We start from the raw sequence: 16,603 nt of genomic DNA, 5'->3' as shown, positions 1-16,603 counted from the left end.
CTCACTCCTCCGCGGCCTCGGCGCTCTCCACGCCGATCGTGGTGCCCGCGGGCTCGGCCGGGCCGGGCTCGACGAAGCTGTACGGCGGCAGGGGGCCGTTCACCCGCAGGTCGAGGTGCGGATGGCCCTTGCGCAGCTGCTCCACGGCGGTGAGGAACGCCTCGGCGCCGTCGCGGCTCACCAGGAAGGACACATTCGCCAGCCAGCCGGAGGACTCGGGTCCCACGCTGACCGCGTCCGCGGCCGGTTCCAGGGTGTGCTGCACATCGGTGGCGTCCTCGGCCTCCTGCGCCTTGACCGCGGCGACCACCATCTCGCCGAGCCGCAGCCGCTCGTCGTAGGAGCCGCCGCCGGACTGCCGGTTGGCCTCCGTCAGGGCCCGGATCTCCGGGTTGCCGGACATCACGCGGTGCAGGACGGCCTCCTCGACATGGGTGGCCTTGACGTTGTACTCGACCTTTCCGTCCAGGAAGCGCAGGCGCTCCTGGTAGTGCTCGGCCCGTTCGGCGAGGACCGCGGTGACCGCGGCGTCGTCGGGAGCGACGCTGCCGAACCGCATGGGCAGCACACAGCCGTTGGCCCCGGCCTCGGCGAGCACGTTGGAGTGCGCGAGCAGTTCCCGGCGCTTGGGCCGCAGCCCCTCGGGGGTGTCACTGACCAGGGCGGCCAGCGGGCCCTCCGTCAGCACCCGCACCGGGCACGGGGGGTCGCCGACGCCTCCGAAGTCCTTCGGCAGGGCGGAATGTGAGCTCGCGATGATGCCGTACACGTACGTGCTCACTGTTCCTCCTTCCTGCGCGCCGAGCTGGAGGACTTACGGGCGCGCGGTTTGGGTTCGCTCTCGCCTTCCTGCCGCGCCTGCTTGAAGGCGTCGGAGATGGTCTCGGCGGCCCCGGACAGCGCTCCCTTGGACTTGCCGCGCGCGCCGGACTCGGTGATCTCCCCGACGAGGTCGGGCAGACCGGGGTCCTTGCGCGGGCCGGCCTCCAGGTCGAGCCGGTTGCACGCCTCGGCGAAGCGAAGGTAGGTGTCGACGCTGGCGACGACGACGCGTACGTCGATCTTCAGGATCTCGATGCCGACGAGGGAGACCCGCACGAACGCGTCGATGACGAGCCCCCTGTCGAGGACGAGCTCCAGGACGTCGTAGAGGCCACTGCTGCCGCCTCCGCCGCTGGACTGTTGTGCCGGTACAACGGTCATGCCGGGTGTTCCTCCTTGGCTGTGCAGTCTGGGCTGTGAAGCCCTCGCTGTGACGCTCGGCTGTGAATCTGTCTCGGAGTGGAGTGGGCCGACGGACGGGGCGGGGCCCTACCGGCCGCCACGCCGTGCGTCGGAGCGACCACGTTCGTAGCGGCGGACACGGCGGTATCCGGTGAGCTGTCCCTGCTGGTCGAGTTCCACCTGGTAGCTCGCCATCAGGCTCATCGTGTCGGGGACGCGGGCCAGCTCCAGGACCTCGATCTCCAAGGTCCAGCCGTCCTCGGTCTGCTCGAACGACGACACCGACTCGGCCGCCATGCCGGTGAGCTCGCCGAGTTGGGCGCGAGCCTGACGCAGGACCTCCATGGGGGTCGGGTTGTCGTCCGCCTCGCCCTGTCGCTTTCTGGATGTTTTATGTGTGTTCTGTGAATCAGTCATGGGCACCTCTCAACGGCGAGTGGCCCAACAGGCGTTGGCCAAACCCATGATTTTGAGTGGTTCAGCCACGTAGTGCGGCGAGCCGACGCCGCGCCGGCCCCAGGGCACGGGCACGCTGCATCACCCCCGCCCATGGGTCGGTGCGGGCCTGCTCCAGGGCGTCGGCGATGGTCCAGCGGCGGGCATCGAGATCCGGGTCGTCCAGGTCGTCCCAGGTCACAGGGGTGGCCACGGGTGCGCCGGGCCGGGCCCGCACGGTGAACGGGGCGACCGCGGTCTGCGCGTAGGCGTTGCGCTGCACATCGAGGTACAGGCGCTCGCCGCGGTCCTTCTTGCGGGCGGCGGTGGTGAGCCGGTCCGGGTGGGCTTCGACGAGGGTGTCGGCGACGTCCCGGGCGAAGGCCCGCACCTCGTCGAAGTTCTGCTTCCCGGTGAGCGGCACCACGACGTGCAGTCCGCGCGAGCCGGTGGTCATCGGTGCCGACGGCAGCCTCAGCGCGTCGAGGAGTTCACCGAGCAGCCCGGCCGCCTCCCTGACCTGCCCGAAGTCGTCCGTGGCCGGGTCGAGGTCGAAGATCATCCGGTCGGGCCGGTCGAGCCGGTCGGTGCGCGAGAGCCAGCGGTGCAGGGTGAGACATGCCTGGTCGGCGAGGTGGACCAGGGTGGCGGTGTCGTCACAGACCGTGTGCAGGACGGTGCCGTCCTCCTTGCCGACCTCGACGCGGGTGATCCAGTCCGGGTAGTGCTCCGGGGTGTTCTTCTGCATGAACGTCGGTCCGCCGACACCGTCGGGGAGCCGCTCCAGCATCAGGGGACGGCCGCGCAGATGCGGCAGCATGAAGGGGGCGACGGACCGGTAGTAGGCGACGAGGTCGCCCTTGGTGTACTCCTTCGCGTCCCCGTCCCCGGGAAAGAGCACCTTGTCGACGCGCTTGACCTCGACGGTGCGGCGGCCCGCCCGCACCCTCGTGGTGTCGCCGTCGGCGGTCATCGTACGACCGCCTCCTCCACCAGCAGCTTCCCCGCGGCGGCGATACCGGCGGCGTCGATTCCGGCGGCGTGCAGCTGCTCGTCGGGGGACGCCGAGCCCGGCATCATGCGGACGGCGAGCCGCACCAGACGCGGCACGGGGCGTCCGTCGAGGAACGCGTCCAGGACGGCGTCGCCGATGCCGCCCTCCTCGTGGTGGTCCTCCACCGTGAGCAGACAGCCGGTCTCCTCGGCGGCCCGGCGCAGGGTCTCCCGGTCGACGGGCTTGACGGAGTACAGGTCGATCACCCGGATCTGGATGCCCTCGCGGTCCAGGACGTCGGCGGCGGCGAGCGCCTCGTGCACGGTGACGCCGGCCGCGACGACGGTCAGCCGGTCACGCTCGCCGGAGCGCAGCACCTTGCTGCCGCCGACGGGAAACTCCTCGTCGGGGCCGTAGAGGACCGGGCTGCTGCCGCGCGAGGTGCGCAGATAGCGGATGCCGTCCAGGCCCGACATGGTGGCGACCAGCTGGGCCGTCTGGTTGGCGTCGCACGGGTACAGCACGGTCGAGCCGTGCACGGCCCGCATCATCGCCAGGTCCTCCAGGCCCATCTGGCTGGGCCCGTCCTGCCCGATGGCGACGCCCGCGTGCGAGCCGACGACGTTGACACCGGCGCCGCTGACCGACGCCATGCGGACGAAGTCGTGGGCCCGCGTCAGGAAGGCGGCGAAGGTGGAGGCGTACGGCACCCAGCCGCGCGTGGCCAGCCCCACGGCCGCGGCGACGAGCTGCTGCTCGGCGATGTAGCACTCGAAGAACCGGTCGGGGTGTTCCTTGGCGAAGAACTCGGCGCGGGTGGAGTCGCTGACCTCGCCGTCGAGGGCGACGATGTCGGAGCGTGCCGTGCCGAGGGCGGCGAGCGCCTCGCCGTAGGCGTTGCGGGTGGCCACCTCCTCGCCCTTCTCCCAGCGGGGCAGCTCGAGGCTGCCGGTGTGCACGGCGTGCAGCATGCGGGCGGCGCGCGGTTCGTGGACGCTGACACGCAGGTCGCGCTGCCCGCCGAGCTCGGCGATCGCCTCGTCCGCGTCCGGCAGCGGCTTGCCGTGCAGTCCCTCGCGGTCCTGGACGCTTTCGACGCCCTTGCCCTTGAGGGTGCGGGCGAGGACGACGGTCGGCTGTCCGGTGGTGGACCTGGCCTCCGCGTACGCCCGGTCGATGGCGTCCACGTCATGGCCCTCCACCTGGACGGTGTGCCAGCCGAAGGCCTGGAAGCGGCGGGCGTAGGCGTCCAGGTCGTGACCGTGCCGGGTCGGGCCGCGCTGCCCCAGCCGGTTCACGTCGACGATGGCGGTGAGGTTGTCCAGTTCCTCGTACGCCGCGTGCTCGGCGGCCTCCCACACGGAGCCCTCGGCGAGCTCGCTGTCCCCGCACAGCACCCACACGCGGTACCCGGACCGGTCGAGCCGCTTCCCGGCGAGCGCGATGCCGACGCCGATCGGCAGTCCCTGGCCGAGCGATCCGGTGGCCGTCTCCACCCAGGGCAGCCGGCGCGGAGTGGGGTGCCCTTCGAGCCGGCTGCCGATCTTGCGGAAGGTGACGAGTTCACCGTCCTCGATGGCGCCGGCCGCCTTGTAGGCCGCGTACAGGAGCGGCGAGGCATGGCCCTTGGACAGGACGAAGCGGTCGTTGGCGGGGTGGGCGGGCCGCTCGAAGTCGTAGCGCAGATGGTTGGCGAACAGGACGGCCGTCAGGTCGGCGGCGGACATCGACGACGTCGGGTGTCCGGACCCCGCGGCGGCGGACGCCCGCACGCTGTCCACCCGCAACTGCTGGGCGAGCTCGACGAGTTCGGCGGTGTTCATGTGTCTCCTTGTGAGGCGTTGCGGGTGCGGGAGGGTGCGGACGGATCGCCGGAGCCCTGAGGGCGCGGCTCGTGGGCGGCCCGGAGATCGGCTCGCGTCACCGGGCCTGGGGCCTCGGCATGCTTGGGCGCGTCCGCGTCCTGTACGGGGTCGGGCGCCTGCGAGCCGTTCGAGGCGGCCCCGGAACCGCGCGCCGCCTCGGCGGACGGCTTCTTGCCCGGATGCGGCCCGGCCGACTGCTTCCCGGCCGACGGCTTCCCGGCCGACTGCTTCCCGGCCGACGGCTTCGCGGCCGACGGCTTCTCCCCCGGCTCCTCACCGGGCGGCTTCCTTGCGGGTTTCCCGTCCCCGCCCGGCCTTCGCACCAGTTCCGGTGAGGCCGTGTCGAGCGGTACCGACCAGGACCGTACGAGGCCCAACTGCACGGCCTGGCGCGGCAGTACGGCGTCCAGGAGCCAGTCCGCCGCGACGCGTACGCGGTTGCCGGGCATGGCGGCGAGGTGGTAGCCGCGGGTGACCGCGCCCGCCGCCACTCCGGACAGGTGGACGCCGAGCGGGTTGGCGGCGGCCTTCACGCCGCCCAGGTCCACGACGAATCCCATGTCCCGGTGGCGGTAGGCACGCCGCTCGCCGCCGATGCCCAGGGACGCGGCGACGTTGTGGGCCACGGCCTTGCCCTGCCGCCACGCGTGCTGGGCGGTCATCGGCGTGTACTGTCCGGGCTTCTCCAGGTCGGGCACGGCCGCCGCGTCCCCGGCGGCGAACAGCTCCGGCCGGCCCGGCACCTGAAGGTGCGGGTCGACGAGCAGCCGGCCTCGCTCCAGGGGCAGTTCGAGGGACTCGGCGAGCGGATCGGGCCGTACGCCGACGCACCAGACCAGCGTGCGGGTGTCGACGAACTCGCCGTCGGTCAGCAGGACCCCGTCGTGCGTGGCCTCCTTCACGGAGGTACCCATCCGCACGTCCACGCCCCGCTGTCGCAGCACCCTGTCGGCGGTGCGCGACAGCCTCTCGTCCAGTTCGGGCAGGACGCGGTCGGCGATGTCGAGCAGCAGCCAGCGCGGGCGCATCCCGGCCCGCAGGGGGTGCTTGCGCACCTGGGCGTCGGTGAACAACTGGCCCTGCGCGGCGACCTCCGTACCGGTGTAGCCGGCGCCCACGACGACGAAGGTGCAGCGTGCCGAGCAGGTCTTCGGGTCGGCGGCGGTGGCCGCCAGCTCCACCTGCCGGGTCACGTGGTCGCGCAGGTACAGCGCCTCCGGCAGCCCGCGAAAGCCGTGCGCGTGCTCGGCGACGCCGGGGATGGGCAGCAGCTTGTTGACGCTGCCCGCGGCGAGGATCAGACGGTCGTAGGGCAGCGTGCCGCCCTCACCCTCGGGCCCGGTGTAGTGCACCGTCCGCGCGTCGAGGTCGATGCCGTCGGCCTCGCCCAGCACCATCCGCACCTGACGCAGGGTTCCGGACAGCGAGACGGTCACCCGACGCGGCTCCAGGATGCCCGCGGCGACCTGGGGCAGCAGGGGCAGGTACAGAAAGTAGTCGGTCGGATTCAGCAGGGTGATCTCGGCGCGGTGCCGGGTGAGCCGGGACAGCGTGCGGGCCGCACGGTACCCGGCGAATCCGGCGCCGACGATCACGATGCGCGGTCGACTCACGGTTGGCCTCCGACTCTTGATGGCTGGTTCGCCCGCGGGCGCCTTCAGCCCGGTCGCGTACCTCGCGAGCTTTCCGCGTCCCCCTGGCCGGGGCCGCCAAACGTCGGCCGGGCCGGCACCGCCTTCCGGCAGGTGGAACCGGCCGGACCGGTTTCCGGCCGGGGCGCCGGGTACCCGGACGGCGACCGTTCCCGCCGCCGTCGCGGCAGTCCCGGAGGTGCCTCCCATGCCCGAGTACGGCTACTTCCTGGCGACCGAGGAGTTCCGCCCCGCCGAGCTCGTCGAACAGGCACGCATGGCCGAGCAGGCCGGATTCCAGTCGCTGTGGATCTCGGACCACTACCACCCGTGGAACGACGCGCAGGGCGAGAGTCCGTTCGTGTGGTCGGTGATCGGCGCGATCTCGGAGGCGGTGTCGCTGCCCGTCGAGACGGCCGTGACCTGCCCGACGGTGCGGATCCATCCGGCGGTGGTGGCCCAGGCGGCGGCGACCTGCGCGGTGCTGACGAACGGCCGCTTCCGGCTGGGCGTCGGCTCCGGCGAGGCCCTGAACGAGCACATCCTCGGCCATGTGTGGCCGCCCGCGAGCGTCCGGCTGGAGATGCTGGAGGAGGCGATCCTGATCATGCGGCGGCTGTTCACGGGCGAGGAGATCAGCCACTACGGCAGCCACTACCGGGTGGAGAACGCCCGCCTCTACACGGTCCCCGACGAGCCGGTCCCGATCGACGTCTCCGGCTTCGGCCCGGAGGCGACCGCGCTCGCGGCCCGCGCTGGGGACGGCTACATCACGATGATGCCGGACGAGGAGATGGTGACGCAGTTCCGCAAGGGCGGTGGACACGGCAAGCCGGTCCTCGGCGGCACGAAAGTCTGCTACGGCACCGACCGCGACGAGGCCGTACGCACCGTGCACCGGCTGTGGCCCAACCAGCTGCTGCCCGGTGAGATGGGCCAGATCCTGCCCTCGCCGCGCCACTTCGAGCAGCTCCAGCCGCTGGTGACGGAGCAGATGGTCAGGGAGAACACGGTGTGCGGGGACGACGTCGGGGAGCACATCGACGTGCTGAACGCCTTCGCCGAGGCGGGCTTCGACCGGATCTACGTCAACCAGATCGGTCCCGACCAGCGCGGCTTCTTCGACTTCTACCGCACGAACGTGCTGCCGCAGCTCCTGCGGTGACGAGGGGCGGTCCCGGCGATGAAACTGCATCTGCCCGTCGTGTCCGTGTACACGGTGCCCACCGATGCCCCGGAGGCGGACGGCACGCTGTCCTGGAACACCACCACGATGGTCATCGCCGAGGTCACGGCGGGCGACGCGACCGGCACCGGCTGGACGTACGGCCCGGCGGCGATCGGCGACTTCCTGCGCGACCACCTCGCTCCTCGCGTCGAGGGCCGTGACGCCCTGGACATCCCGGCCACGCACGAGGCGATGTGCCGCACAGTGCGCGACGCCGGCCGGGCGGGCGTCGCCGGCTGCGCGATCTCGGCACTGGACATCGCGCTGTGGGACCTGAAGTCCCGCCTTCTGGAGCTCCCCCTGGCCCGTCTGCTGGGCGCCTGCCGGGCACGCGTCCCGGTCTACGGCAGCGGGGGCTTCACGACGTACCACGACACCCATCTGGCCGCGCAGCTCAACGGCTGGGTGCACGGTCAGCACATCCCGCGCGTGAAGATCAAGATCGGTGAGGACCGGGGCGGCGCGGTCCTGCGCGATGTGACCCGGGTGCGGGCGGCCCGCCAAGTCATCGGCAACGAGGCGGAGTTGTACGTGGAGGCCAACGGTGCCTACACCCGCAAGCAGGCGGTCCGCGTGGGCCATGCCCTCGCCGAGCACGGTGTCGGCTGGTTCGAGGAGCCGGTGTCCTCGGACGATCTGACGGGGCTTCGGCTGGTCCGGGACGCGCTGCCATGCGATGTCACGGCGGGCGCACACGGATACGACCTCCCGTACTTCGCCCGGATGATCACCGCGGGCGCGGTGGACTGCCTCCAGATCGACGCCACGCGCTGCGGCGGCCTCACCGAGTTCCTGCGCGCCGCCGCCCTGGCCCAGGCCCACGGCCTCCAGGTCTCGGCCCACCGCGCGCCGCACGCCCACGCCGCCGTGGCCGCCGCCCTCCCCAACCTCCGCCACATCGAGTGGTTCCACGACCATGTCCGCCTGGAGGACATGTTCTTCGACGGCGCCCTGGACCCGACAGGCGGCACGATCACCCCGACCCGGGGCCTCGGCCACGGCCTGACGCTGCGGGCGGAGGAGGTCGAGCGGTACCGGGTGGCCTGACGCCGGGTCAATCCCCGGTCGAACTGCACGCCGGACGCGCGGGCGTCCGCCGGCCCCGGTCACGCCGACGGACCTGCCCCGTCGGGACAGGTCCGTCGGCCTCTGCTCACGCACCCGCGTCGGTCAGGCCCGGTGCCGCGGCTGCTCGGGATCGATGTCGTCGGGGCCCGGCCGCTGCGCCCCGGGTGTCCCGGGTACCGTGCCGGGTGGCGCGGTCTCGGGCGGGCCGGCCGGCATCGGCGGGTACGGCATGCCGAGCCCGCTGGGCGGAACGCCCGGCGCGGTGCCGCCGATGATGCGTCCATGGGCGGCGGCTGTGTCGGGGTGCTCCTGCGACGTCGGCCCGGACGCCGACGGTCGTGCCGCGCCGCGCAGCACATACGCCACCGCGCCGAGGATCGCCGCGGTGATCAGTGCGGCGGCCCAGTTCGGCAGCCCGGCCGCGAGGCCCAGCCCCAGGGCGAGCGCGAGAGCCGCGCCCGCGTACAGGGCGACGGCGCCGGACGCGGCGTACAGCATGGCCCGGCGGCGCTGCCTGCGCGTCTGCTCGCGCAGCTCGTCACGTACGGTCTCGCGCGCCACCTGCGCCAGCTCGTCGACCAGTTGCCTGTCGAGATGCTCAAGGTGATCCAAGCGGTCCATGGCCGCCGGGTACCCGTACGGGCGTACTCATAACGGGGAGTGAGGGGATCGCGTGAAACGATCTCCTCCCGCGGGCGGCCCCCAACTAGGCTCGGGGCATGGAGATTCTGGGAACGACGCTGCGCGTGTGCGTCGACGATCTGGAGGCCGCGGTCCCCTTCTACGAGCGCCTGGCGGGCGGCACGGCCCTGCGCTTCGAGCGTGGTGGCGTGCAGGTGGCGGCGGTCGGCTGCTTCCTGCTGATGAGCGGTCCGGAGGCGGAGTTGGAGGTGCTGCGCAAGGTCGCCGCGACGATCGCCGTCAAGGACGTCGAGGAGACCCACCGGGTGCTCAGCGAGCTGGGCGCGCGGATCGTCGCCGGCCCGCTGGCGTCACCGGCGGGCCGCAATCTGATCGCCATGCATCCCGACGGGGCGGTCTACGAGTACGTGGACCGCCAGGTCTGACCGAGCGCGTACGAGTACGTGTCCGTCAGGTCTGACCGAGCGCGTACGAGTACGTGCCTGTCAGATCTGACCGAGCGCCGACACCACGATGTCGGTGAGCAGCGCCGCCGCTGTGCCCTCGGGGTCCAGATCGGGGTCGTAGATGGTGACGTTGAGCCCGACGCAGTGCGGTGACGCCAGCAACGGCCCCGCCAGCGCGACCAGTTCCTCGGGAGTGAGGCCGTCGGGGTCCGGGCTGTCGACGGCGGGCATGACCGCCGGGTCGAGGACGTCAGCGTCCAGATGCACCCAGAAGCCGTCCAGTTGCGGGATCTCGAAGGCCTGCCGGGCGGTGGACGCGAGCGGGGCAGCGCCCCGTTCGCGCACGTCCCCGACGGTGATCACGGGTATCTTCAGGTCCGCGAGCTCGGCCAGGTCCTCCTCGAAGCAGTCGCGGATGCCGAAGTAGCGCACGTCCTCGTCCCGCAGATAGGGCTTCAGCCCCTCCAGGTTCGTGAGGTCGTCCTGTCCCCGACCGGTGGACAGGGCGACCTCCTCGCCGCCGGCCGCGCCGATACGGTCGGAGTTGCCGGGGTGCCGGAAGTCGGGCGAGGCGTCCAGGACGGCGAGGCCGTACCGGCCGATGCGGCGCAGCGCGAGGGCGGCGCCGAGGTTGATGGAGCAGTCGCCGCCGAGCACCACGGGGAAGTCCCCGGCGCGCACATGGCGCTCGATGCGGTCGGCGAGCCTGCGGGTGTACGCGGCGATGGCGTCCGCGTTGAAGACTCCGTCGCCCTCCTGCCAGTTCCCCCGGTCGTAGCGGGGCGGCACCACCACCCCGCCCTCGAAGGCCCCGAGTCGCCGCACGATCCGCTGCTCGCGCAGGGCTCCGGCGAGTTTGTGACAGCCGGGCACGGTGCCGGGGGCGGGCGGGCGCAGACCCAGGTTGGAGGGGGCGTCGAGCACCACGAAATTCCGCATGCGCCCCATCCTCGCCGAACGTAGAGTCGGCCCTCAATGCCATGAAGCGAAGCGGAATCAGGAGCGGGAGCATGAGCGAGCAGCACACCTACCGGGTGATCGTCCGCGGCACGTGGGACGGTCTCACCGACGAGGCCCGGACGCGGCTGCTCGCCGAGGCGCCCGAGCACGGTCTGACCAGTATGCGGTTCACCGAAAAGGGCTCGCTGTCCTACGAGCCGGCACCGCTCAAGCACTTCTCCATGCGCTACGTCGTGGTCTCGGACGCGGCGGACGGCGAGGAGATGGCCGGCGCGATCGCCGAGGACCGCGCCGAGACCGCGCTGCGGGAGCGGGGCTATGGCTTCGGCGAGCTGAAGTCGACGGTCACCGATCTGGACACGATGAAGATCAACCGGAAGCCCGCATCTCGGCGGTGACGGCCCACCGCTCGTGATCCCGCCAGGCCCCGTCGATGAAGAGCATGTTCGGCGAGAAGCCCTCCAGGCGGAACCCGCAGGCGCGGGCGAGGGCGATCGACGCGGTGTTGGCGGGCTGCACGTTGATCTCCAGGCGGTGCAGCCGCATCGGCCCGAAGGCGTGGCCCACCACCAGGTCCAGCCCCTCGCGCATCAGACCGCGCCCGGCGGCGTGGGCGAAAGCGCCGTAGCCGAGGGCACCGCTCTGGAAGGCGCCCTCGACGATGTTGTTGATGTTGATGAAGCCGGCGATGTCCCCGCCGTCGTCCTTCGCGCAGACCAGGAACCCCGCCTTGGCCGGGTCCTCGATCAGCCGCGCGGCGTACGCGCTGTAGGCGGCGGCGCCGTCCGGCGGGAAGAGCCAGGGGTGGTGCAGTTCCTTGCTCTCCCGGGCGCGCGCGGTGAACTCGGCACCGTCCTCGTAGGTGAAGTGACGTATGCCCACGCGGGGGCCTTCGGCGAGATAGCGGGTCGCGGGGTGGGGCATCGCGCCAGCTTACGGCGACCCGCCAGGGCCTGCCGCGCGACGCCGGCATGATCCGAACGACAGGTTCTAGCGACGCCGGCCCATGAAGTACGCCCCGACCAGCGCGCCGATGACGCCCATGGCGAGCAGCGCCAGCCACAGCGGCATCGTGACCAGGGGGACGATCAGCCGGATCTCGGTCTCGCGGGTGTTCTCGAAGATGAGGACCAGGGCGAGGGCGAGCAGCACCAGGACGACGATCCCCTTGGGGGTCAGCGTCCCGCGCAGGCCGCCCTGCCTCCCGTCGGCCTTCCTGCCGCTCTGCGACGTCTTCGCGGTCATATGACAAGGATGCTCCCGGGGGTGCGATCACGCACGGTGAGCGGCCCCGGGGAGTGCTCAGTCGGTCACCGGCAGCCGGAGCACGCCCGTGTCCTCGGGCGCGCTGACCACGGTCACCGGCTTGATCCCCCGGTTCCCGAAGTACGCGTCGTCACTCGCCGCGATCACGAACCGCAGCCGGTGCCCCTTCTCGTACCGGTGCACGATCCCCGGCAGCGTCACGGTGAAGCGCTTGGTGACATCGGGCACCCGCACGGGCGCGACCAGGCGGTGCACCAGGGTCTTGGTGCCGTCGGGCGCGATGTCGTACAGCTTGGCGAACAGGACGAGCTTGTCGGCGGCGTCCTGCGAGTGCTGGGTCCGCTCGGCCTTCGGGGAGCGGACCTTCAGGGTGGCCCGTGGGGCGCCGACCACATCCGTGGTCCTTTCGAGAGGCTCGCTGGTCCAGGCGAGGTGGGTGCCCTTCGTGTCGTAGGGCGCCGGATCGGGGAGCCCGAGCATCCCGGCCAGCGAGCTCTCCGAATGGCTGGTGGGGACGAGCCAGTTGGCATACGTACGGCTGCCGCGCGCCACCTTGCTGCGGTTGTCGACGAGTTTGCCGTCGCCGGAGAGATAGAGCGTCCGGTTGGGCGCGGGGACGCGGTCGGCGGTGGCGTAGGTGCCGTTCGGGTCGGTGATCCAGTCGCGGTAGTAGGCGAACGCCGGGCCGGTGTCGACGTGGTTCTTACGCAGATGGCGGTCGAACCAGGCGAGGATGCGCCGGCCGACGTAGCTGGTCTCCAAGTTGCCCTGGGAGAGGTTGAGTTCACCGGCGGCGGGGTCGCTGAGGCCGCCGCTGTGCCCCCAGGACTGCCAGATCAGCTTGGTCGGCGTGCCCTGGTCCTTGAGTGTGCGGTACGTCGCCGTGGCCTCGTTGAGGTTGAAGAGGCTGTCGGCCTGGCCCTGGACGATGAGCGTGGGTGCCTCGACGCGGCTCAGATAAGAGACCGGCGAGACGCTGCGGGCGTAGGCGAGCAGCTCGGCGGTCTCCTTGGCCGGGTAGCGCCCGGAGTTGAGGGTGCGCACGGTCCGGCACGCCTCGCTGACGAAGTGCAGGCAGGACAGGGAGTTGATACGGGACGGGTCGAGATTCGCCTCCAGCAGGGGCTGGCCTTCGCCGATGAGGTAGAAGCCGTTGGCCCACTGCCATTTGAACGCACCGGGCACCGCAGTGCTGCCGACGGCGTTGTTCGGGTCGAGGGAGTGGGCGAGGTCGTGCCAGGTGATCATCGGCACCAGTGCGTCGACACGGTGGTCGACGGCGGCCGTGGCCAGCTGGACGGCCCCGCCGTAGGAGCCGCCCACCATGCCGACGCGGGGATCGCCGGGGGCGTCGAGGGTGACGAAGTCGGCCTCGGTGTCGTCGTCGGCGGTGCGTTCGCCGCCCAGGAAGTCGATCAGCTGGGTGGCGGCGGCGCCGTCGATTTCCGGGTCGTCGAGGGAGATCAGACAGCCGGACCTGCCGAAGCCGAGCCCGGAGTAGATGAGGGAGACGTATCCGCGCTGGGCGAACGCCTTGCCGATGGCGTCGGTGGAGCCGTCGGACTTGCTGCCGCCGAAGCCGTTGGTGGCGAGGACGGCGGGTGCCCGGTGCGCGGCGTCCACGCCGGCGGGCCGGTACAGGTCGGCATCGACGGTGCAGGTGCGCTCGCCCGCCCGGACGGTGAACTTCAGTGCCGTGACGGTGAACTGGCCGGTCGCGGCGGCGGAGGGAGCGGTGAGAGCGAGGGGTGCGGTGAGCGTGGCGCCGAGGACGAGAGCGAGGGAGGCTCGAAATCTGGGCACACTTCGGGACACAAAGACCTCCACACTGAGGACAGCCCTGCATACCGACCAGTAAGTACTGGCCGGTTGCCATGGTGTGACACGTGTCAGAGCGGGTCAATCGCCGGGACCGGGGTTTCTTGACAGGAATTCAGTAACGGGTGGTCAGCCGAGTGCGGGCTCGTCGAGCGTCAAGGTGGCGGCGTCCGCGTCGAGTTCGGCGGTGACCCCGAAGGGCATCGTCAGCGCGCCCTCGCAGTGCCCGAAGCCGAACTCCTCCACGACCGGCACGCCGAGTCCGCCGAGCCGGTCGACGAGGACCGCGCGCAGCGCGTCGTACGCCCCGCACAGCACCCAGGACCCGAGCGCGATACCGGCGACCCCGTCGAGCCATCCCGTGCGCAGGAGTTGGGTCAGCATCCGGTCCACGCGGTACGGCTCCTCGGCCACGTCCTCGAGCAGGAGCAGTCCGCCGCGGGCACCGGCCCGGGCATGCGGTGTGCCGAGATCGGAGGTGAGCATGCTCAGACAGCCGCCCAGCGTGACACCACGAGCCCGCCCGCCGACCAGGGCGGTACCGGCCGACGCGATCGTCCGGACGCTCTCCGGGGCGAAGAGCGTGGCCCGCAGATGCTCCTGTGCCCGGGCGTTCTTGACGAAGTCCACCCCGGCCGCGGCCGGCCCGTGCAGGGTGACCAGGCCCAGCCGGGTGGCGAAGGCCTGGTGCAGCGCCGTGATGTCACTGAAGCCGACGAACACCTTCGGCCCGGCCGCCCGCATCGCCGCCCAGTCGAGGAGGTCGACCATGCGCTGCGCCCCGTAGCCGCCCCGGGCACACAGCACGGCGTCGACGGACGGATCGCACCAGGCGCGCTGCAGATCGGCGGCGCGGTCGGCGTCCGTGCCCGCGAGGTGGCCCAGGTCGCGGTGGCGAGCGCAGACATGGGGCGCCGGCACCGGGTCGAGGTCCCAGCCGCGCAGCACGTCCAACCCGGCCTGGAGACGTTCCTCGGACACCGGCCCGCTGGGCGCGACCACGGCTACCCGGGCGCCGGGGGCGAGGCGGGGCGGCCGGGCCAGTGGCCGTACGGTCGGGTTCACTCGGTGAGCTCCAGGGTGGGGATGCCGGACGGGTGCAGGCCGAAGGTCTGGGCGTACAGGGAGAGTTCGGACTCAAGGACCCGGATCATCGTTTCCGCCCGCCGGAATCCATGGCCCTCCCCCTCGAAGGCGAGGTAGGCGTGCGGTACCCGGCGCCCCTCCAGGCGGGCCAGGAACCGTTCGCACTGGGCGGGCGGGCAGATCACGTCGTCCAGGCCCTGGAGCAGCAGGAAGGGCACGGTGAGGCGGTCGGCGTGCGCGGCCGGCGACCGCTCGGCGTACCGCGCGGGGACCTCGGCGAGCGGGCCCACGAGGCTCTCCAGGTACTGGGACTCGAAGTCATGGGTCTCGTCGGTGCCCCAGCCGGCCAGGTCGAGGATCGGGTAGAGGATGGTGCCGCAGGCGTACACATCGGTGGTGGTGAGCGAGGCGGCGGCCGTCCAGCCGCCCGCGCTGCCGCCGCGGATGGCCAGCCGGGCGCGGTCGGCGGTGCCCTCGTCGGCGAGGGCGAGCGCCACCGCCGCGCAGTCCTCCACGTCGACCACGCCCCACTGCTCGCGCAGCCGGTCGCGGTACTCCCGGCCGTATCCGGTGGAGCCGCCGTAGTTGACCTCGGCGACGCCGATGCCGCGCGAGGTGAAGTAGGCGATGGCCAGGTCGAGCACGAGCGGCGCCCGCGACGTGGGGCCGCCGTGCGCCCACACCACATAGGGCGGCGGGGTGTCGCCGGGGGCCACGCAGCCGGGGTTGTGGGGCGGGTAGATGTGCGCGTGGACGTCCTGTCCGGCGGGGCCGGTGATGGTGCGGATCTGCGGTTCGGGGTAGTACGCGGGGTCGACGGCGTCGTCGTGCTCGGCTCCGATCACCCGGGCCCGGCCCGTGCGGGTGTCGAGTTCGACCACCTCGTGGGCGCTGCGGGGACTGGCGCCGACGGCGATGATCCGCTCGTCCAGCGCGGCGAGCGTCGGCTCGAACTCGGTCCAGGGGCCGGCCGCGTCGACGATCTCGCCGGTCTCGGGATCCAGCACGCCGAGGGCGGTGGAGCCACGGCCGTGCACGACGGCGATCAGCCCGCCGGCCAGCGGGGCGAACCAGCGCAGGCCGAGTTTCCACAGCGGCCCGGCGAACTCCTCCTCTCGCGTGCACAGGGGTTCGCCGTCGCGGTAGAGGTTCCACCAGCCGCCGCGGTCGCTGGCGTACAGCAGCCGGCCGTCGTCCGACCAGTCGGCCTGCGGGATCGACTCCTGCGGACCGCCGGCGACGGTCCGGGGGACGCCGAGGGTGCCGTCGGCGCCGATGTCGGCGACTAGCAGCTCGGTGCCGTCCCAGGGCATGCGAGGGTGGTCCCAGGCGAGCCAGGCGGCGCGCCGCCCGTCGGGCGAGACACGGGCGCCGGTGACGAACCGGCGCCGGTCGTCAGTGAGTTCGCGCACCGCTCCCCGGTCGTCGGCGGCCGAGCCGTCCAGCGGGACGGCGGCCAGGACGCGCCGGACGTCGGTGGGCCCCTCCCCCGTGAACTCCTCCAGTACGCACCACACTTCACCGCGATCGAGCAGCAACTGCGGCTCCGCCCAGCGCAGTCCACCGCCCACCGGCGACACAGGGGTCAGCGGACGCGGCTCGCCGCCCTCCTCGTACCGGTAGAGCCGCTGGTCGGCGAAGTCGACGAAGACGACGAGCGGCCGGCCGTCGGCCATCTCCCCGGCCCAGGGCTGTCCGCCGTACTCGAGGACCCGGCTGCGCACGTTCCACGGCGCGGGCAGGACCGACTCCTCTCGGCCGTCGGCCCGGCGCCGCACCAGCGTGCGCCGGCCGCCCTCCGTGGGCCGTGGCTCGGTCCACCACGCCTCTTCTCCGACGAAACCCACGTACTCGGGGTGCCCGTCGTGTGCCGCGGCGAGCGCCGCGTCGATGGGCGAGGGCCAGGAGCCGTACGCCAGTGTCCGCACTGTCTTCCCCAC

17 protein-coding genes are annotated in these 16,603 nt (G+C 72.1%); 4 read left to right on the top strand and 13 right to left on the bottom strand.

All coding sequences use genetic code 11. From position 1 onward, the window contains the following. Nucleotide 1: 1 nt before the first annotated feature. The 6 genes from ACHBTE_RS01110 to ACHBTE_RS01085 form a co-directional block, all read right to left on the bottom strand. On the bottom strand, nucleotides 2-781 hold the full coding sequence (locus ACHBTE_RS01110) for a GvpL/GvpF family gas vesicle protein (protein WP_394721330.1): 780 nt from the start codon (nucleotides 779-781) through the stop codon (nucleotides 2-4). Next, nucleotides 778-1,203, bottom strand: coding sequence for a gas vesicle structural protein GvpA (locus ACHBTE_RS01105; RefSeq protein WP_394721329.1), 426 nt, complete (start codon nucleotides 1,201-1,203; stop codon nucleotides 778-780). The genes ACHBTE_RS01110 and ACHBTE_RS01105 overlap by 4 nt, the downstream gene beginning before the upstream one ends. Nucleotides 1,204-1,311: 108 nt before the next feature. Next, entirely contained in the window at nucleotides 1,312-1,641 is a 330-nt protein-coding gene (locus ACHBTE_RS01100; protein ID WP_394721328.1) for a gas vesicle protein, read from the bottom strand. Nucleotides 1,642-1,702: 61 nt separating this feature from the next. After that, nucleotides 1,703-2,632 carry a non-homologous end-joining DNA ligase gene (gene ligD, locus ACHBTE_RS01095; RefSeq protein WP_394721327.1) on the bottom strand — a complete coding sequence of 310 codons (930 nt, stop codon included), beginning with the start codon at nucleotides 2,630-2,632 and terminating at the stop codon, nucleotides 1,703-1,705. Continuing rightward, nucleotides 2,629-4,476, bottom strand: coding sequence for a transketolase (locus tag ACHBTE_RS01090; RefSeq protein WP_394721326.1), 1,848 nt, complete (start codon nucleotides 4,474-4,476; stop codon nucleotides 2,629-2,631). The genes ligD and ACHBTE_RS01090 overlap by 4 nt, the downstream gene beginning before the upstream one ends. Further along, nucleotides 4,473-6,131, bottom strand: coding sequence for an FAD-dependent oxidoreductase (locus ACHBTE_RS01085; protein WP_394721325.1), 1,659 nt, complete (start codon nucleotides 6,129-6,131; stop codon nucleotides 4,473-4,475). The genes ACHBTE_RS01090 and ACHBTE_RS01085 overlap by 4 nt, the downstream gene beginning before the upstream one ends. A gap of 226 nt (nucleotides 6,132-6,357) precedes the next feature. On the opposite strand from ACHBTE_RS01085, the gene ACHBTE_RS01080 reads away from it, so the two are divergent. Together ACHBTE_RS01080 and ACHBTE_RS01075 are read left to right on the top strand one after the other, a co-directional pair. Next, entirely contained in the window at nucleotides 6,358-7,314 is a 957-nt protein-coding gene (locus ACHBTE_RS01080; protein ID WP_394721323.1) for an LLM class F420-dependent oxidoreductase, read from the top strand. 18 nt (nucleotides 7,315-7,332) lie between these two features. Continuing rightward, nucleotides 7,333-8,424 carry an enolase C-terminal domain-like protein gene (locus tag ACHBTE_RS01075; RefSeq protein WP_394721322.1) on the top strand — a complete coding sequence of 364 codons (1,092 nt, stop codon included), beginning with the start codon at nucleotides 7,333-7,335 and terminating at the stop codon, nucleotides 8,422-8,424. Nucleotides 8,425-8,547: 123 nt separating this feature from the next. Here the strand turns inward: ACHBTE_RS01075 and ACHBTE_RS01070 are convergent, their stop codons facing one another. Next, nucleotides 8,548-9,066 (bottom strand): phage holin family protein, encoded by a 519-nt coding sequence (locus ACHBTE_RS01070; protein ID WP_394721321.1) that lies wholly within the window; start codon nucleotides 9,064-9,066, stop codon nucleotides 8,548-8,550. Between the two features lie 98 nt (nucleotides 9,067-9,164). Between ACHBTE_RS01070 and ACHBTE_RS01065 the strand changes: the two genes are divergently transcribed. Beyond that, nucleotides 9,165-9,512 carry a VOC family protein gene (locus ACHBTE_RS01065; RefSeq protein WP_394721320.1) on the top strand — a complete coding sequence of 116 codons (348 nt, stop codon included), beginning with the start codon at nucleotides 9,165-9,167 and terminating at the stop codon, nucleotides 9,510-9,512. Nucleotides 9,513-9,572: 60 nt separating this feature from the next. On the opposite strand, the gene ACHBTE_RS01060 is transcribed toward ACHBTE_RS01065, so the two are convergent. Next, the gene (locus tag ACHBTE_RS01060) at nucleotides 9,573-10,472 is read right to left on the bottom strand and encodes an arginase family protein (protein ID WP_394721319.1); all 900 of its coding nucleotides are present in this window, start codon (nucleotides 10,470-10,472) and stop codon (nucleotides 9,573-9,575) included. A gap of 71 nt (nucleotides 10,473-10,543) precedes the next feature. Between ACHBTE_RS01060 and ACHBTE_RS01055 the strand changes: the two genes are divergently transcribed. Then, nucleotides 10,544-10,891, top strand: coding sequence for a DUF6204 family protein (locus ACHBTE_RS01055; RefSeq protein ID WP_394721318.1), 348 nt, complete (start codon nucleotides 10,544-10,546; stop codon nucleotides 10,889-10,891). Here the strand turns inward: ACHBTE_RS01055 and ACHBTE_RS01050 are convergent. The 5 genes from ACHBTE_RS01050 to ACHBTE_RS01030 form a co-directional block, all read right to left on the bottom strand. Next, complete coding sequence (locus tag ACHBTE_RS01050) at nucleotides 10,863-11,417, bottom strand: GNAT family N-acetyltransferase (RefSeq protein ID WP_394721317.1); 555 nt, start codon at nucleotides 11,415-11,417, stop codon at nucleotides 10,863-10,865. The two genes, ACHBTE_RS01055 and ACHBTE_RS01050, sit on opposite strands and share 29 nt — an antisense overlap. A 66-nt stretch (nucleotides 11,418-11,483) precedes the next feature. Continuing rightward, a complete protein-coding gene (locus ACHBTE_RS01045; RefSeq protein WP_394721316.1) occupies nucleotides 11,484-11,738 on the bottom strand; it encodes a DUF1049 domain-containing protein in 255 nt (84 codons plus the stop codon). A gap of 57 nt (nucleotides 11,739-11,795) precedes the next feature. Beyond that, on the bottom strand, nucleotides 11,796-13,574 hold the full coding sequence (locus tag ACHBTE_RS01040; protein ID WP_394721315.1) for a CocE/NonD family hydrolase: 1,779 nt from the start codon (nucleotides 13,572-13,574) through the stop codon (nucleotides 11,796-11,798). 132 nt (nucleotides 13,575-13,706) lie between these two features. Further along, nucleotides 13,707-14,642 (bottom strand): LD-carboxypeptidase, encoded by a 936-nt coding sequence (locus ACHBTE_RS01035; protein ID WP_394721314.1) that lies wholly within the window; start codon nucleotides 14,640-14,642, stop codon nucleotides 13,707-13,709. Next, on the bottom strand, nucleotides 14,639-16,603 hold the full coding sequence (locus ACHBTE_RS01030; RefSeq protein ID WP_394721313.1) for an LpqB family beta-propeller domain-containing protein: 1,965 nt from the start codon (nucleotides 16,601-16,603) through the stop codon (nucleotides 14,639-14,641). Before ACHBTE_RS01030 ends, ACHBTE_RS01035 begins: the two co-directional genes overlap by 4 nt.

Origin of the sequence: Streptomyces sp. M41, from assembly GCF_043673425.1 — a bacterium.
In the GTDB taxonomy this organism is placed as follows: Bacteria; Actinomycetota; Actinomycetes; order Streptomycetales; family Streptomycetaceae; genus Streptomyces.
This window is presented reverse-complemented; position numbering and strand designations above follow the sequence as displayed.

Bases quoted from the DNA above. Each gene is read 5' to 3' on its own strand.
- ACHBTE_RS01105 (WP_394721329.1), bottom strand. From the start codon at position 1,203: ATGACCGTTGTACCGGCACAACAGTCCAGCGGCGGAGGCGGCAGCAGT.
- ACHBTE_RS01100 (WP_394721328.1), bottom strand. From the start codon at position 1,641: ATGACTGATTCACAGAACACACATAAAACATCCAGAAAGCGACAGGGC.
- ligD (WP_394721327.1), bottom strand. From the start codon at position 2,632: ATGACCGCCGACGGCGACACCACGAGGGTGCGGGCGGGCCGCCGCACC.
- ACHBTE_RS01090 (WP_394721326.1), bottom strand. From the start codon at position 4,476: ATGAACACCGCCGAACTCGTCGAGCTCGCCCAGCAGTTGCGGGTGGAC.
- ACHBTE_RS01080 (WP_394721323.1), top strand. From the start codon at position 6,358: ATGCCCGAGTACGGCTACTTCCTGGCGACCGAGGAGTTCCGCCCCGCC.
- ACHBTE_RS01075 (WP_394721322.1), top strand. From the start codon at position 7,333: ATGAAACTGCATCTGCCCGTCGTGTCCGTGTACACGGTGCCCACCGAT.
- ACHBTE_RS01070 (WP_394721321.1), bottom strand. From the start codon at position 9,066: ATGGACCGCTTGGATCACCTTGAGCATCTCGACAGGCAACTGGTCGAC.
- ACHBTE_RS01065 (WP_394721320.1), top strand. From the start codon at position 9,165: ATGGAGATTCTGGGAACGACGCTGCGCGTGTGCGTCGACGATCTGGAG.
- ACHBTE_RS01060 (WP_394721319.1), bottom strand. From the start codon at position 10,472: ATGCGGAATTTCGTGGTGCTCGACGCCCCCTCCAACCTGGGTCTGCGC.
- ACHBTE_RS01055 (WP_394721318.1), top strand. From the start codon at position 10,544: ATGAGCGAGCAGCACACCTACCGGGTGATCGTCCGCGGCACGTGGGAC.
- ACHBTE_RS01050 (WP_394721317.1), bottom strand. From the start codon at position 11,417: ATGCCCCACCCCGCGACCCGCTATCTCGCCGAAGGCCCCCGCGTGGGC.
- ACHBTE_RS01045 (WP_394721316.1), bottom strand. From the start codon at position 11,738: ATGACCGCGAAGACGTCGCAGAGCGGCAGGAAGGCCGACGGGAGGCAG.